This is a genomic window from Paenibacillus sp. FSL R7-0026, assembly GCF_038004485.1.
Classification (GTDB): Bacteria; Bacillota; Bacilli; order Paenibacillales; family Paenibacillaceae; genus Paenibacillus; species Paenibacillus xylanexedens_A.
The window spans coordinates 2,916,047-2,932,095 of sequence record NZ_JBBORG010000001.1; the positions used below are offsets into that span (position 1 = coordinate 2,916,047).

The window sequence follows — 16,049 nt, forward strand, 5'->3', positions numbered from 1 at the left end:
CGAATATGAAAAAGTGGACTGTAACACTCATAAGTATGCTGATGATCATCGTTCTGGCCGGGTGCTCTCTGGAGCCACCGGAATGGGCGAAACCTAACCCAAACAAAAGTAACGGACAGAAGAAAATAGGTTTGTCGATATCTACACTGAACAATCCATTCTTTGTATCACTGAAGGACGGGGTAATGGCTGAAGCCAAAAAACAGGGAATACAAGTCATCGTGGTGGATGCGCAGAACGATTCAGCCAAACAAACCAATGATGTGGATGATCTCATTCAGCAAGGCGTTAGTGCACTGCTAATTAACCCTGCGGACTCTGCAGCGATTTCCACAGCGGTTCAATCCGCTAATAGTGTGGGCATTCCCGTAATCACGCTGGATCGCTCCGCAGATAAAGGCGAAGTGGCGGCACTAGTGGCATCTGATAACGTTAAAGGTGGACGCATGGCAGCTGAATATTTTGTGGAACAGTTGGGTGAGGGAGCAAAAGTCATTGAACTTGAGGGTGTACCTGGCGCTTCCGCAACAAGAGAACGGGGTAAAGGTTTCCATGAAGTGGCTGACAAGCAACTTGATGTGGTTTCCAAACAATCTGCTGATTTCGATCGGTCCAAAGGATTAAATGTCATGGAGAATCTGCTTCAGGGTAATCCTGACGTGCAGGCAGTATTTGCCCATAATGATGAGATGGCACTTGGTGCGATTGAAGCGATTCAAAGCTCAGGTAAAGACATTCCGGTCATCGGATTCGATGGCAATGATGATGCAATCAAATCCATTCAGGATGGGAAATTGACAGCAACAGTCGCTCAGCAACCTATACTGATTGGCCAACTGGCGCTGCAAGCAGCTCTGGATGTGCTCAGTGGCAAGCAGGTGGAGTCATCGATTCCCGCTGAATTAAAGCTGGTAACCAAGGAAAATGTGAATGAGTAAATCATCATAAAACATGTATCTTCGTTTTGGACATGAACATAGGACTAAAACAAGCCGCTAAATTAGCGGCTTTTTTCATTTTGGAAGAAGCGTGCGGGCATCACATCAATCAGATTATTGACTTTTAAAAGCATATTAAAGCTGCCCCAATTGAATTAATGTCCACTTTGTCGTTTTGGACTGCTCCAGAATAGCATTTTTGGATATTTATATCCAGTCCATGCGTTGCTATACTAGCAAGACGTTCCACACAGTCTTCACAATACATAAGGAGGAGCTAATCTCATTGATTCATTCCTGTTTGGAATAGAAAGAAGGTGGCTGACATGAAACAGCTAGTAGAAGAAAATCTTCAAGCTGTAAGACAGCAAATGGCATTGGCCTGCCAGGCTTCAGGTCGCAACATAGAGGACATCAAGTTGTTGCTCGCGACCAAAACGGTACCGCTAGAGAAATTACAATTAGCTATTCAAGCAGGCGAGGTCCTGTTTGGAGAAAACAAAGCTCAAGAACTCCGAGACAAATTCCCACTCATGGAACAAAGCAAACAGGTGGAATGGCATTTTATCGGACATCTGCAAACAAATAAAGTAAAGGACGTAGTTAAATATGTTACTCTCATCCATTCCGTAGATCGTCTGAAACTGGGTCAAGCGTTACATAACCAGCTTCTCAAAGAGAATAAGACCATAGACATTCTTGTGCAAATTAATACGTCCTACGAAGAAAGTAAATTTGGTGCCTCTCCAGAAACAGCCGTTGAGCTTGTAGAACAGTTGTCTCAATTCGAGACATTAAACGTGAAAGGTTTAATGACCATTGGGAAACTGAATGCAACGAACGAAGAAACACGACATTGTTTTCGATTGTTAAACCAGATCCGTACACAGATTAAAGAGAAAAATATTCCACGCGTAGAAATGGATATTTTATCGATGGGTATGTCTGGTGACTTCCAAGTCGCCATTGAAGAAGGAGCTACAATGATACGTGTAGGGACAAGTGTATTTGGTCAACGCTATTTACCGGACGAGTATTACTGGAATGAAAACACACGCATCGATGATTAAGTGAGAGGTAGTGTTAGATATGAAGACAGCATCCGCTTCGTTACGCGGCCGTGATTTGATATCTCCGGTGATCGCCGCTTTAATATCCGTAATTGTTAATTACGGGGGTACGTTTATCCTTGTTTTTCAAGCTGCAAAAGTCGCTGGTTTAAGCCCGGAAATGACCGCTTCCTGGATTTGGTCCATCTCGATTGGGGTAGGAGTAACGGGGATATGGCTCAGTTATCGATACAAGGAACCGATTATTACAGCCTGGTCGACACCGGGTGTGGCGTTTCTCGTTTCAGCATTAGCAGTAACCCCTTATCCAGAAGCTATTGGCGCTTACATGATTTCGGCAGTCGGATTTATTATTTTAGGTTTGTCAGGCATGTTTGAACGTTTCGTTCGACTTATTCCCCCAGGCATCGCCTCCGGATTGTTAGCAGGTATTTTGCTACAGTTTGGGATATCGGCCTTTGGAGGGGCGAAGGTAGATCCTTTGCTTGTGATTGTACTGTTTGCAGGCTATATCGTGCTAAGAAGGTTTACTTCCCGTTACGCCATTGTTGGCATATTGGCAATTGGTTTGATTTATTTGATATGCATGGGGAAAACAGACTTCAGTACAATCCAATTGGCGGTAGCATCGCCTGTATTTGTTGTTCCAGCATTTTCGTTAAATGCTTTACTTGGCGTTGCGCTACCGCTGTTCATTATTACCTTGACAGGGCAGTATATGCCCGGAATGCTTGTTCTGCGTAATGATGGATTCAAGACAAGTGCCAATCCCATTTTGGCCGTAACAGGTTTGGGTTCGCTTCTTGCAGCCCCATTCGGATCACATGCTTTTAATGTGGCAGCTATTACAGCAGCGATTTGTACAGGAAAGGATGCACATGAGGATTCAACCAAACGTTATATTGCAGGTATTGCTTGTGGTGTTTTTTATATTTTTGTCGGCATTTTTGGCGTAACATTGGCTGCTCTGTTTTTGATTCTTCCTGCTACCTTTATTGCAACATTAGCGGGATTGGCCTTACTTGGAACCATCGGTGGCAGTCTTGCCAATGCATTAACGGACCCTAAGGGACGTGAAACTGCATTGATTACGTTTTTGGCGACAGCAGCGAATGTGACTTTACTTGGCGTGGGTGGTGCATTTTGGGGACTGTTTGCAGGAATGATGGCACATCTACTGATGAATAGTAAATTTCCCAAAAAACAATTTGGAACGAATAGATAACCGTAAGGTTGGGAGGAAGATGTTCATGAAACATTTGGAGAAGCAAGATAAAGTCGTAGGAAATGCTATCCAGCAAGAGCTTGGAAGGCAGCGGGATACGATAGAACTGATTGCATCAGAGAATTTTGTAAGTCAAGCTGTGATGGAAGCAACGGGTTCAGTATTGACCAATAAATATGCGGAGGGATATCCGGGCAGAAGATATTATGGCGGATGTGAGCATGTCGATACAGTCGAAGAGATAGCAAATAGCCGCCTTAAAGCACTTTTTGGCGCTGAACATGCGAATGTGCAGCCTCACTCCGGTTCTCAGGCCAACATGGCAGTATATTTTGCCTCGGTTGAGATTGGTGAGACAATACTTGGCATGAATCTATCCCAGGGTGGTCATCTAACACACGGAAGTACTGTTAATTTTTCAGGTAGGTTTTATAATTTTGTTCCATATGGTGTCGATGCACAGACGGGCCGCATTGACTTTGACGAAGTACGTAAACTTGCTTATAAGTATCGTCCACGCATGATTGTTGCAGGTGGAAGTGCATACCCGCGGACCATTGAGTTTGAATTATTTGCCCAGATTGCCGCCGAAGTGGGAGCTCTTTTCTTTGTAGATATGGCGCATATAGCAGGAATTGTTGCGGCAGGTTTGCATCCTAACCCGGTACCACATGCCCATTTTGTTTCAACCACCACACACAAGACCTTACGAGGACCACGAGGGGGAGCCATTTTGTGCCGGGAGTCCTGGGCAAAGGCGATCGACAAAGCTGTATTCCCGGGAACCCAGGGTGGGCCATTCATGCACGTTATCGCGGGGAAAGCGGTGGCATTAGGTGAGGCATTGCAATCCGAGTTCACAACATATATTGAAGGTGTACTGAATAACGCCAACGTATTGGCAGAAACTTTAATAAATGAAGGACTCACCCTAGTATCGGGAGGAACAGATAATCATATCGTGTTGGTTGACTTACGAACTATGGGCCTTACAGGCAAAGAAGCCGAAGCTTTACTGGATGAAGTAGGGATTACGGCGAATAAAAATGCAATCCCTCACGATACGGCAAGTCCTTTGGTTACGAGCGGTATTCGTTTTGGAACTCCGGCTATGACTTCAAGAGGGCTTGGAGCCAGGGAAATGAAAGAAATTGCTCAGCTGATAGGGCTTGCTTTTAAAAATCCAAAGAACTCGGATGTGAAAAAAAAGATATTAGGAAATGTCCGTGAAATCACTTCGCAATTTCCTCTATATGAAGGGCTTAAATAGCTCAACAGCAGACACTAATAGAGCCTGCAATTGTTCCTAATGGATAACAATTGCAGGCTCGTAATTTGCGTGTTTATATTGAAACTTACTTTTTTGAACGAAGAGATATACCTTAATTGAGATTTAGGAGACGCCCTAGTAGGAGATACCTACACGAGACTGTACATACTCATCAGACATTAATTGCTGATAAGCAAACTCCGCAGTATCGATTACAGATATAGAAGTTCCACCGTCAGGCAAATAGTCGCGCTCAACCCGGTATTTACCGAGAGATTCTCCATCAAATAAGTAGGTAGGACACACAATGGTCCATTCTAACTCTGAAGCTTTGAGAATGTTGTACATCTCCAGATGCTCTTCAGCTGCTCGCGTGGACTTACGTTTGGACTCAGGGGATTGAAAACGAAGCAAGCCAGGATCCGCTCGACTTTCCAATATTCCTGCTGTACCAATGGTAATGATTCTTTTGATACGCTCCTGAGCCATAGCCTCAACAATATGTCCCATGGATTGCGATAATGTAGTCGTTCCATCGGTACTTAAGGAACTAACAACGAGATCTACACCCTGTATGGCGTGATGAATATCCTCTTTGACTAAAGCGTTTCCTTGATGCAGAACGAAATTGTCATCGTTGATTTGTACCTTTTCCGGGCTTCTAACCAGTGCAGTTACATGATGATTGGAACGTAGGGCATTAGAGACGAAATGACTTCCAACCCGTCCGGTGGCTCCTAACACTAAAATTTTCATTACAAAAAACATCCTTTCGAATCCGATTGGAGAGCATATTCTCCATCATAATACAATCTTTGCAAGCCGATGTATGCCTTCCTCAATCTGCTCCTCATCCACTTTCGCAAAACCTAATATCCATCCTTTTCGATGACTCTCCAAGCAATATCTACTAAGCGGATACACGCGTACACCTTGATCAAGGGCAGCATTTGTCAGCGCTTCTTCGTCAAATGACGTTTCAGATTCTAGAAGCATATGTAATCCCGTTTCCACACCACTTAATGTAAATCGTGAGCCTAGCCCGGAAGCAACAATGGCTTTGGTCATGACTTCATGTCTGCGTCGATATATGTTCCGAACTCTTCTCATATGGCGCATGAAATGACCACGTTCAATAAAATGAGTTAGCGTTAATTGTTCCATAATCGGCAGATGACGATAGGTTAATTCATGAACTTGAGTAAGGCGATCGATAGCTATTTTGGGGCCGATGATAGCGGATAGTCGAATGCCTGGTGCAACCATTTTGGAAAAACTCATCATATAAAGCGTATTCTGAGGTTGCTGACTGAATATAGTCGGAAGCGGATCTCCACGGTATCTAAATTCGCTATCGTAATCATCCTCAACAATCCAATATCGATGATGAGCTGCCAAGTGCATCAATTGTTGCCTGCGTGGCTCCGACATAATGACACCAACGGCGCATTGATGAGAAGGTGTGACAAATACGAGTTTCGTCTGTGGGTGAATATGATCTACACATAATCCATACTCATCGACTGGAACGGGATCGACTTGCATCCGGCGGTATTTCATCGCCATCCAAGCGGCAGGGAAGCCGGGATCCTCTACAGAAACTGTGTCACCCTCACTTAAGAGAGCCTGGGCAATTAAATCAATGCTATGTTGTGCACCTGAGGTTAACAAGATTTGATCAACATCGATATGAATGCCTCGTTCAAGTGACAAATAACGCTGAATCTGTTCTCTTAGTGCCAGTAACCCTCTGGCATCACCATAAGCCCAAAGATCCAGATCAGGTTCAGTGGAAGCTTGTAAAAAGGATTGCCTCCAGGCTTTTGTGAAACTTTCATCCAGATAAGGCTCGTGGGGATTAAAATCAATTTCTATTTTGCGATTGTCTCTATTGCCGAACCAACTATGCAGATGACCAATCGATTCGTTTAGTGTAGGCAATTCGGGCGGTATAGGCCCTTGCATCGTGACGTCTTCTGATGAACGAGGTGCATATGTCCAATCACTAACTCTTGTCCCGGCTCGTCGGGAGGTTACCGTATACCCTCGACTGAATAATTCCTCGTACACAATCTGTATGGTTGAGCGTGAAACACCAATTAATTGAGCAAGTTCACGTGAGGGAAGTAGCAATTCTCCTGGTTGCCATTTCCCGGTTGTGATATTATGAATCGCTTGATCCAAAAGTTGCTGCCAGATCGGGCGTTGGTCATTCCGATTAACTTTTAGCATTGCTTCAACTCCATTACTCATGCTGAATTATGGATTGCATTTATTTATGTACTTAGCCATCTTACTGGCACTCCATTGATTGATATACCATTATAGCAAAAGTTTAATTTGCAAACAAAACAAAGCTGGACTAGAGGGATTTTTACTGTGTGTCCAACCTATTTGGGTTGGTCCTGCTTGGTTCATACTCGATTCATATTCAAGCCACAGACAGTTCATCTTCTTCGGTTACACTACGGGAGTACTAACACAGAGATTCCTAATCCATAGACTAGACAGGAGAAGATGAGATTGACACGAAAGAAACGAACTTCTATCGCCGCCATAACCTTGGTGTTTGCAATGATGTCCCCAATGTCGGCCATGGCCACACCCGCTACCAGTAACGGTAATAACCCTACGTATGATCTAACTAAAAAGGCAGTAAGTGCAAAGGCCAAGGTACTCACTGAATCATACGCTACGACAAGTGTGCAGTACGCACTGATGGATGAGGGTGAGATTGTGATCTCCGGTCAGGCAGGCAACAATGATCTGAAAAACAACATCCCGCTTTCTTCAGATACCATGTATGGCATTGGTTCAACCAGCAAAATGGTGCTCACCACTGCCGTAATGAAGCTTGTTGATGAAGGCAAGATCGATCTCGATGAGCCTGTCGTGAAGTATATTCCAGACTTTAAAATGAAAGACAAGCGTTACCAACAGATTACACCACGCATGTTACTGAATCATTCATCCGGACTTCTCGGAACGTCAAGTAACAGTGCAATACTGTTTGGAGATAATGATACCTATGCACATGATACGTTACTGGAACAATTGGCGACGCAACATCTGAAGGCCGACCCTGGCGCATACTCCGTGTATAGTAATGATGGTTTTACATTAGCTGAAATTCTGGTTGAGCGTGTCAGTGGCATGGACTTCACAACTTTCATGCACCGGTACATAACCGAACCTCTTGGTATGGAGCATACCAAAACACCGCAGGATATTGTGGACTTTAGCCAGATGGCAGCAACATATGCCCCTTCGCATGAGGAGCAACTTCCATTAGAGACTACGAATATGATTGCCTCGGGAGGCATCTATTCCACCGCTGAAGATCTGGTTCAGTTCTCGAAAATCTTTACAGGTGAGGTTGAAGGTGTTCTTTCGGAGGAATCCGTAGAGGCCATGGAGCAAGAAGAATACAAGAGAGGCATGTGGCCAGAAGAAGGCGATTCGTCCATTGGTTACGGCCTGGGCTGGGACAGCGTGAACCTGTTTCCTTTTAATGATTACGGCATCCAGGCAGTAAGCAAAGGTGGCAATACAATCACCTATCATTCCTCCTTGATTGTGTTACCGGAGTATAATATGGCTGCTGCCGTAACCTCTTCGGGTGGTCATAGCTCAACGGATCAATTGCTGGCAACTGAGCTGTTGCTTAGTGCGCTTGAGGAGAAGAATATCATTCCAGAGCGTAAACCGGAGAAGTCACATGATGCACCGGTGAAAACAACCATGCCGAAGGAACTTACACAGCACACAGGCATGTACGCGGGTGGGGCAAACATGTTAATGAAGCTGGACGTAAAAGATGACGGGCAATTAACGCTATCTAATCTGTCGTCTCCTAACAGTTCTGATCAGACCTATACGTACACCGCTGATGGATCATTTGTTAATGATGCGGCTACGGAAAAGCTGAAGTTCGTACAGGAAGTCAATGGGAACACATACTTGTGGTCTCGCTCGTATCAGTCTGTGCCTGGGCTTGGGCAAGTTGCTTCCTCGGAATATAAAGCAGAAAAGCTTGAAACCAATGAATTATCTGCAGAAGTAAAGGCCGCATGGCAAAAACGGGAAGGCAAAGCCTACGTGTTGGTCAATGAAAAATATACATCAACACTGTACAACGCAGCGATGCCGATGATTCCCATTCATACTTTTAATGAGCTACCGGGTTATGTCTACACGAATAAAATCGTTGGAGCTAACCAAGCTGTGAACCAATTGCAAATTCCTGGATTAGCGGGCCGTGACACGATGGAGTTTAATTTCTATGAGGAAAATGGCGTGGAATATGTTACAGCTGGAGGCAACGTTTATGCTGCTCAAGATATTATAAAACCGATCTATGCGGGGAAACAATCAAAAACAACCATTCAAGCGAATGGTCATGCCACATGGTATTCGATTCCAGCATCAGCTGCAGGTAAAGAAATGACGGTCAAGATGTCTGCAAACAGCGCATTTGCTGTATATAACCAAGCTGGCATAGGCATTAATCATACAGTGGTCAGTGGACAAAACGAAATTGTGTTGCCTGAGAACGGAACTATTGTATTCGCGGGTGAAGCTGGTTCGAAGTTCGAGATTGTATTGACAACCAGAGCAAATTAATAGATTATAAAAAACTGTACAACAAAAAGTCGCGGAAATCGCGGCTTTTTTGAGTTTTAAATTTTAAATAATACGTTTTAAAGTAAATGTACCTTTTTTCAGATTCACAATGTAATATTGGGTTTCGCGAAGCTTACCTAGAGGGTAAGTATTAAAAGGACTTTTACTGGTTGGAAAAAAATGATGGAGGAAAATGTTGCAAGTGGAAAGGCAAAGCATTGATTGTTAATATACAGTAAATAATAACAATCAAATGGGCAGAAGATCGACAAAAAGCATAACCGTAATACCGATTCCAAAGAAAATAATGATTATTCGGACAATACCGAGACGGGGAGGACACATGAAAACAACGAAGATCTCATTTTTTATACTTTCACTGATGCTGCTCCTGGTGAGCGGTCTATCAGGATGGGTAGGGAACGCTGCTGCAGCGTCCGATTCCGGTAAAACCTATGTTATCGGAACTGATGTCACATTTGCTCCATTCGAATATGAAGATGAGAATGGTGATTTTGTTGGTATCGACATGGATTTGCTGGATGCCATCGCCAAAGATCAAAATTTCAAGTATCAAATCAAATCCCTGGGATTTAACGCAGCTGTACAGGCACTTGAGGCGAATCAAGTCGATGGTGTGATCGCAGGGATGAGTATTACGGATGAGCGAAAAGCAAAATTTGATTTTTCGGATACTTATTTTGAATCAGGTGTCGTTATGGGTGTTAGTGCCAACAATGACACAATTAAGAGTTATGAAGACCTTCGTGGACAGAAGGTAGCGGTGAAAACCGGAACAGAAGGGTTTAGTTTTGCAGAGTCCATCGCTTCAGAGTATGGATTTACGATCGTTCCGTTTGATGAGTCATACCAAATGTATGAAGATGTAAAAACCGGTAATTCCGTAGCCTGTTTTGAAGATTATCCTGTACTGGCCTATGGGGTTAATCAGAACAACGGTTTGAAAATTGTTACCTACAAAGAAGATGGGGCTCCTTACGGTTTTGCAGTAAGCAAGGGGAAAAACCAGGAGCTTCTGGAGATGTTTAATACAGGTCTCGCCAATATCAAAGCTAACGGTGAGTATAAGCGCATTACCGAGACATATCTGGGTGAGAACGCTCCGACTGTTGCTAATCAAGGTCGCTGGGAGTTAATCCAGAAATCTCTTCCTGCACTTTTTAAAGGTCTGGGAAACACACTTTTATACACGATTGTGTCCCTGTTCTTCGCGTTTATCATCGGTCTGATTTTCGGATTTATGAAGGTGGGACAGAACAAATTCCTTCGTGGTGTTGCCACTGTATTTGTAGATATCTTCCGCGGCATTCCGCTGATTGTCCTGGCATTCTTTATTTATTTCGGGATTCCACAGGCGATGGGTTTCACGATGCCATTGTTCCTGGCGGCTATTCTGACACTTAGTCTGAATGCAGGGGCGTACGTAACCGAGATTATCCGAGGCGGGATTCAATCGATTGATCGTGGTCAGATGGAAGCTGCTCGTTCATTGGGCCTTCCTTATCGCAAAGCGATGATAAAGATCGTTATTCCGCAGGCAGTGCGGGTTATGATTCCGTCCTTCATTAACCAGATGGTTATCACGTTGAAGGATACGTCAATCTTGTCCGTTATTGGTCTCGTGGAGTTGACACAATCGGGTAAAATCGTTATTGCAAGAACGTTCTCCTCTTTTGACATTTGGTTAACGGTTGCGGTTATGTACCTGATTGTCATCATCACATTGACCAAAATTGCTGATTATCTGGAGGTGAAGGTTCGTCGTGGCTAAAATAAAAGTTGAAGGTTTGAAGAAAAGTTTCGGCTCGAATCAGGTCCTCAAGGGAATTGATGTGGCGGTCAACGAAGGAGAAGTTGTCTGTGTCATCGGGCCTTCCGGTTCGGGAAAAAGTACCTTCTTGCGCTGCATTAACCAATTAGATGTGATTACGGCAGGCCGGGTTATCGTGGATGATCAGGACCTGAATGACCCTAAAACCAACCTGAACAAAGCTCGCGAAAATATTGGTATGGTATTTCAACATTTTAACTTGTTCCCTCATTTTAGTGTACTTAAAAACATCATGTTTGCGCCCAGAGAACTCGGGATATTAAATGCCCAGCAGGCGCGCGATACAGCACTCAAATTACTTGAACGTGTGGGTCTGTCTGATAAAGCAGATAGCTTCCCAACACAACTGTCAGGTGGACAAAAGCAACGTGTAGCTATCGCTCGTGCGCTTGCTATGAATCCGGATGTTATGTTATTTGATGAACCGACTTCAGCTCTTGACCCTGAAATGGTAGGAGAAGTTCTTGGTGTTATGAAGGACCTCGCGAGCGAAGGTATGACGATGATGATCGTTACCCATGAGATGGGTTTTGCCCGTGAAGTAGCTGATCGTGTGATCTTCATGGACGGTGGTTATATTGTCGAGCAGGGCACTCCTGAAGAGATATTTGGAAATCCGAAGAATGAACGGACGATCAGCTTTTTGGAGAAGGTACTCTAGCACTGAATCGAGAATGAACACATTAAAAGTCGCTATTTTAGCGGCTTTTTTTGTTATATTTATGAGGTGATTTAATAGAAAGACCGATCAAACTAAGCCAAGAAAGTGAGGTCTATACTCCATGGAAAACGTGTCACAAGAAGATCAACTGCAATCCATCAAAGCCTTTCAATCAACCATCCGCAAATCAGAAAATGCCTTAGTGAATATGACTCAGAAAAGGAATAACACGACATTGTTACAGAAACGTCTCCAAGCTTTATACATCGGCCTAGCACTGTTGGAAAAGGTATGGAATCAGAAATCTCATCCCTACACGGAGGAAGATATCGCAGAAGCCCGCCTTGTCTTGATTGGATTGTTTCCTTCCCTTGAGAACATGTATGCCAAGTCCAAAGAAGGTAGCCCGCAAAAGACTCTTCTGGAAAGAAGAATTAAAGCATTTCATCTGGCCGTTCAAGCCATGGATACATATCTTTTATCGAGTGGTGACTGAATGCAGTGCATCTTAACGATGAACTTAAAATGAGAGAGAGGTCTGTCTAATGAACGACAGACCTCTCTTTTTCTTTTGCAAGCTTAGGAAAACCGATAGAGGCGCACACCGTGCGCAGGTACAGTCGTAACTAAGGAATTGTCTGTAAATTCAGCTGCTTCTCGGCTCCACAATTCAGTACCTTCGGTAATGCCAGGCAGTCCGACATCATCAATGGACAGATCCACAGGTAAAGCATGCTCACCGATGTTGAACACAGCGACGTAAGAGGAACCATCCGTATGCTGGGCAGTCCACACAATAAGATCTTCTTTGCGTAAGGCTTCTCTAGCTCCGTAACTCTCGCGATGCATTCGCAGAACCTCACGATTAGTTAGCAGGGATAGTGTCCAGTCATCGTTATCTCGCAGTTCACCACCAAAGATGAGCGGGGAACGGAAGATGCTCCACAGCGACATCATCGTCAACTGCTCATCAGGCGTGAACCGAGTCCAGCGATCCGCCCCACCACCGTCTACAGAACGGATACCGATATGACCCAAAGGCAACATATCACAGTCTGGCCAGCAGCCTGCTTGGGGAACGCCCTGCCAGGTCCGGCAGCGGTCGAACATATCCAATAACAGCGGCCAAAGGTCCCAGAAATCGTCCGTGACACGCCACATGTTGGCATGATCAGCCAAGAATTCTGAGTATTCCACCGGGGCAGGGCCAGGAGAGAGACTTAGTACCATGGGCCGACCGGAGCGCTCAATCGCTTTGGATATCATTTCGATCTCAGGCTGATGGGTGTCATAGAGCCTTGAAGCAGCAATATCGTCTACTTTAACCAAGTCAACGCCCCATTGTGCATACAGTTCAAAAAGCGAATCGTAGTAGGCTTGTGCGCCTTCTTTTGAGCTATCAACACCATACATATCTGTGTTCCACGGACAGATGGAATTCGGATGGGCAATATCACGCGCAGTGGCGGTTGTTCCCAGGATCGGAGTTCCAGCATGTGCAGCTTGACGTGGGATACCGCGCATGATGTGAATGCCGAATTGCAGCCCCAGATTATGAACGTAGTCGGCTAATGGCTTGAATCCCTGTCCACCTGCAGCGGAGGGAAACCGATTCTCGGCAGGCATAAGCCGCGAATATTCATCCATGATGAGTGGAACGAACGGATGATATTGCGAAGAATTGGCCAAAGGCTCGTACCATTGAATGTCGACCGTAATGTAACTCCAGCCGAAGTCTTTAAGATGTTCTGCCATGTACTCGGCGTTGCCACGAATTTCGTCTTCCGTAACGGCTGCACCGTAACAATCCCAGCTGTTCCAGCCAAGCGGTGGAGTTGATGCTGCAAGCGTATGATTCATGGGAATGCTCCTTTATGAATTAATTATTGCTCTCGCTCAATTCATCATAATAAAGGATTTTATTAATATCTACAGTAATATTGAGTGTGGAATAGCAAAATATTGCGGTTAGTCGAAGAACAATTTACGGTACACAAGGCTTTCTCCGCCACTGCGAAATTCACCTGGCGTAACGCCGGTTATGCTGCGAAAGGCTTTGATAAAATAACTTCCGCTGGAATACCCGACTTGCTCGGCGATGACTTCTATACTAAGAGTAGTTCCACGCAGCAGTTCCATTGCTTTCTCGGTACGTACACGGGTCAGATAAACACCTGGCGTCAAACCTGTACTGGAGGAAAAGCGACGTATAAAGTGATATTTGGAAAGGGAAACCTGCTCGGCAAGGTGATCGATACTGATCATCTTGGAGTAATTGTTTTCTATGTATTCAACGGCTATTTGAATGTTCTCAGACCAATTCTCCCTGTTGTGCAATGTTGTTTTCTGTAGTCGGGTCAATTCTGTCATGAACTGATACACGCTGGATGATGCGATCAGAGGATCAGTGATTCTGCCTGCCGCTGCATCAGTCACGATCATCCGCAACAGTCGGATCGGTGTACAATCAGCGGGAAGATAGGGAACTTCTCCCGCTTCCCGAAGAAATTTTCGCCAATGGGGCAGAATAAGAGTGGGCCTGAACAGCAGGAACAGAAACTCCCAAGGTTCTTTTGATGCTGAATGGTAGTAATAGCGATGTGGCCCTGGAATTTCTGCCAAAAAAGCTTGTCCTGCGGTAATACGATGAATGCGATTATTCGACTCAAATACACCTTCACCCGAAATTGTATATTGGAATAACAGGAGAGGCCCGTCCGAACGTTCGAGTCCATCCCAATGATAAGAAGGATCGGTTATTGAATCACATCCAGCCGCATACAGTACACACAGTTGGAGCTCCTTGTCTTCCGCAAATCGAAACCCATAGGTTCCTCTAGGGATATTCATGTCAGCTCTCCTTGTGGCCCTGAATTTTTACTGCGCTCCGCGAATGAAAATATCTACTAGCTTCTGGCCTAGCGAAAAGTTGGAACCATATTTATGCAGGTTATCTTCCCGATTACCCATTAACATCAATGTCGAGAAGGTCTCTGCCAGGAAAAACGGATCGTCTGTCCGCAGTCTGTTTTCATCCATTGCCCGTTGAAAATGGGAGGCTAACACTTCGTGAATCTGATGCTCCGCGTTGCGTATATCCTGAATTTGAGCTGGTTCAAGAAAAGGCTCAGCTTCTCTGAGCATTGTTTCAATCTCCGCATGTGGATTGCCCAGTCTGGCCTCTGCCAGACGAACAAGCCCCGACTCTAGATTTTCGGCCTGATCAAGGATATGCGAGGTTAACCGACTCACATTGTGTAACATCGTTGTAAAGGCAACCTTAAAAAGCTCTGGTTTGCTGGTGAAATGATAATAAATGGTTGGCTTTGACACGCTACATGTTTTGCCAATTTGCTGAAGTGTGACCGTTTCGTAGCCATACTCCATGAATAGTTTTGAAGCCGTTTGAATAATAGTTTGCTGAATAGAGATATCTTCGTCGCCATGTTTCGGTCTTCCAGGCAAACGTTTGGGTGATTTTTTTGTCATTGGACTTCCCTCCATGAATATTTTATGACAAATAACGATAGTAAGCAAAATCTCTTGTAATTATACTTACCGGTAAGTATAATTTATAAAGAGTTAAAAAAGGCAACATATTATCCTCATGACAAGGTGGTTTTAGGGTTGAAGACAGCACAACGTACAAACAAATGGAAAAAGATAATCATGTGGACAATCTTGTCCATCGTTATCATCGTGGCCGGCGTTTTCGTATATCTCAATTCGGTTACGTATAGTCCTTCTGAACGAGCGGAAACGGCGATGACAAGTGATGCTCAGGTTAATGTCACCAAGATTAAGGAAGGTTACCGATTTGAACCCGTGGGTACAGAGATAACCGAACCGAATATTATTTTTTATCCAGGCGGTCTGGTTGAACCTGAAAGTTATTCTCCACTTGCCAGAGAAATGGCAGAACAGGGTCACCGTGTATACATCGCGAACATGCCGATAAACTTGGCGATTTTCGGTCAAAACAAGGCTAACTCCTTTATCGAGGAACATCCTAACGAAGCGTTTGTTATTGGCGGCCATTCATTGGGCGGATCATTCGCAGCACGGTATGCTGCGGAGCACAAGGAGAATTTGGAAGGCGTCTTTTTCTTGGCTTCTTATGCAGACGAAGGGGGTAGCTTGAAGAATACGGACTTGTCTATTTTACAGATTACAGGCTCGGACGACGGAGTACTTAACTGGGAAGACTGGGAGAACTCCAAAGCAAATCTTCCGGAAAAAACGAAATATGTGAGTATTGAGGGTGGAAATCACGGTCAATTTGGCTCATACGGCATGCAAAAAGGAGACAATCAGCCTGCTATTGCGGAAGAACAGCAGTTGGAAGAGGTTGTAGCAGCATTAGGGAACTGGATAGATAAATTAAAATAATATAATAAATTAATGTGTTGA

The 16,049-nt window shown here is 44.5% G+C and carries 14 protein-coding genes; 9 read left to right on the plus strand and 5 right to left on the minus strand.

Going from position 1 to position 16,049, the window contains the following annotated elements; genetic code table 11:
- Positions 1–5 precede the first annotated feature (5 nt).
- From rbsB to glyA, 4 genes are all read left to right on the plus strand, one after another.
- Entirely contained in the window at positions 6–938 is a 933-nt protein-coding gene (gene rbsB / locus MKY44_RS13205; RefSeq protein WP_036615972.1) for a ribose ABC transporter substrate-binding protein RbsB, read from the plus strand.
- Positions 939–1,264: 326 nt separating this feature from the next.
- Entirely contained in the window at positions 1,265–2,008 is a 744-nt protein-coding gene (locus MKY44_RS13210; protein ID WP_341007421.1) for a YggS family pyridoxal phosphate-dependent enzyme, read from the plus strand.
- A gap of 19 nt (positions 2,009–2,027) precedes the next feature.
- A complete protein-coding gene (locus tag MKY44_RS13215; RefSeq protein WP_341007422.1) occupies positions 2,028–3,233 on the plus strand; it encodes a benzoate/H(+) symporter BenE family transporter in 1,206 nt (401 codons plus the stop codon).
- A gap of 25 nt (positions 3,234–3,258) precedes the next feature.
- Positions 3,259–4,503: a serine hydroxymethyltransferase gene (gene glyA / locus MKY44_RS13220; protein ID WP_341007423.1), complete on the plus strand. Its 1,245-nt coding sequence runs from the start codon at positions 3,259–3,261 to the stop codon at positions 4,501–4,503.
- 135 nt (positions 4,504–4,638) lie between these two features.
- On the opposite strand, the gene MKY44_RS13225 is transcribed toward glyA, so the two are convergent.
- Complete coding sequence (locus tag MKY44_RS13225; protein ID WP_341007424.1) at positions 4,639–5,259, minus strand: NAD(P)-dependent oxidoreductase; 621 nt, start codon at positions 5,257–5,259, stop codon at positions 4,639–4,641.
- 45 nt (positions 5,260–5,304) lie between these two features.
- Entirely contained in the window at positions 5,305–6,735 is a 1,431-nt protein-coding gene (pdxR, locus tag MKY44_RS13230) for a MocR-like pyridoxine biosynthesis transcription factor PdxR (protein WP_341007425.1), read from the minus strand.
- Positions 6,736–7,020: 285 nt separating this feature from the next.
- Here pdxR and MKY44_RS13235 point away from each other — a divergent pair, with 285 nt between their 5' ends.
- The 4 genes from MKY44_RS13235 to MKY44_RS13250 all read left to right on the plus strand — a co-directional run bounded on the left by MKY44_RS13235 (position 7,021) and on the right by MKY44_RS13250 (position 12,135).
- Positions 7,021–9,126, plus strand: coding sequence for a serine hydrolase domain-containing protein (locus MKY44_RS13235; protein WP_341007426.1), 2,106 nt, complete (start codon positions 7,021–7,023; stop codon positions 9,124–9,126).
- A gap of 343 nt (positions 9,127–9,469) precedes the next feature.
- Positions 9,470–10,918: an amino acid ABC transporter substrate-binding protein/permease gene (locus MKY44_RS13240; RefSeq protein WP_341007427.1), complete on the plus strand. Its 1,449-nt coding sequence runs from the start codon at positions 9,470–9,472 to the stop codon at positions 10,916–10,918.
- Positions 10,911–11,639 (plus strand): amino acid ABC transporter ATP-binding protein, encoded by a 729-nt coding sequence (locus MKY44_RS13245; protein ID WP_076327608.1) that lies wholly within the window; start codon positions 10,911–10,913, stop codon positions 11,637–11,639. The genes MKY44_RS13240 and MKY44_RS13245 overlap by 8 nt, the downstream gene beginning before the upstream one ends.
- A gap of 121 nt (positions 11,640–11,760) precedes the next feature.
- A complete protein-coding gene (locus tag MKY44_RS13250; protein WP_341007428.1) occupies positions 11,761–12,135 on the plus strand; it encodes a hypothetical protein in 375 nt (124 codons plus the stop codon).
- An 83-nt stretch (positions 12,136–12,218) separates the two neighbouring features.
- Here the strand turns inward: MKY44_RS13250 and MKY44_RS13255 are convergent, their stop codons facing one another.
- From MKY44_RS13255 to MKY44_RS13265, 3 genes are all read right to left on the minus strand, one after another.
- Positions 12,219–13,499, minus strand: a complete 1,281-nt coding sequence (locus tag MKY44_RS13255) for a glycoside hydrolase family 27 protein (protein WP_341007429.1) — start codon at positions 13,497–13,499, stop codon at positions 12,219–12,221.
- Positions 13,500–13,607: 108 nt separating this feature from the next.
- Positions 13,608–14,489, minus strand: coding sequence for an AraC family transcriptional regulator (locus MKY44_RS13260; protein WP_341007430.1), 882 nt, complete (start codon positions 14,487–14,489; stop codon positions 13,608–13,610).
- Positions 14,490–14,516: 27 nt separating this feature from the next.
- Positions 14,517–15,128 (minus strand): TetR/AcrR family transcriptional regulator, encoded by a 612-nt coding sequence (locus MKY44_RS13265; protein WP_341007432.1) that lies wholly within the window; start codon positions 15,126–15,128, stop codon positions 14,517–14,519.
- Between the two features lie 138 nt (positions 15,129–15,266).
- On the opposite strand from MKY44_RS13265, the gene MKY44_RS13270 reads away from it, so the two are divergent.
- The gene (locus MKY44_RS13270; RefSeq protein ID WP_341007433.1) at positions 15,267–16,028 is read left to right on the plus strand and encodes an alpha/beta hydrolase; all 762 of its coding nucleotides are present in this window, start codon (positions 15,267–15,269) and stop codon (positions 16,026–16,028) included.
- Positions 16,029–16,049 lie beyond the last annotated feature (21 nt).

Coding starts and splice junctions, on each gene's coding strand:
- MKY44_RS13215 (WP_341007422.1), top strand. CDS start 2,028: ATGAAGACAGCATCCGCTTCGTTACGCGGCCGTGATTTGATATCTCCG.
- pdxR (WP_341007425.1), bottom strand. CDS start 6,735: ATGCTAAAAGTTAATCGGAATGACCAACGCCCGATCTGGCAGCAACTT.
- MKY44_RS13210 (WP_341007421.1), top strand. CDS start 1,265: ATGAAACAGCTAGTAGAAGAAAATCTTCAAGCTGTAAGACAGCAAATG.
- MKY44_RS13265 (WP_341007432.1), bottom strand. CDS start 15,128: ATGACAAAAAAATCACCCAAACGTTTGCCTGGAAGACCGAAACATGGC.
- MKY44_RS13225 (WP_341007424.1), bottom strand. CDS start 5,259: ATGAAAATTTTAGTGTTAGGAGCCACCGGACGGGTTGGAAGTCATTTC.
- MKY44_RS13240 (WP_341007427.1), top strand. CDS start 9,470: ATGAAAACAACGAAGATCTCATTTTTTATACTTTCACTGATGCTGCTC.
- MKY44_RS13255 (WP_341007429.1), bottom strand. CDS start 13,499: ATGAATCATACGCTTGCAGCATCAACTCCACCGCTTGGCTGGAACAGC.
- rbsB (WP_036615972.1), top strand. CDS start 6: ATGAAAAAGTGGACTGTAACACTCATAAGTATGCTGATGATCATCGTT.
- MKY44_RS13235 (WP_341007426.1), top strand. CDS start 7,021: ATGAGATTGACACGAAAGAAACGAACTTCTATCGCCGCCATAACCTTG.
- MKY44_RS13250 (WP_341007428.1), top strand. CDS start 11,761: ATGGAAAACGTGTCACAAGAAGATCAACTGCAATCCATCAAAGCCTTT.
- glyA (WP_341007423.1), top strand. CDS start 3,259: ATGAAACATTTGGAGAAGCAAGATAAAGTCGTAGGAAATGCTATCCAG.
- MKY44_RS13260 (WP_341007430.1), bottom strand. CDS start 14,489: ATGAATATCCCTAGAGGAACCTATGGGTTTCGATTTGCGGAAGACAAG.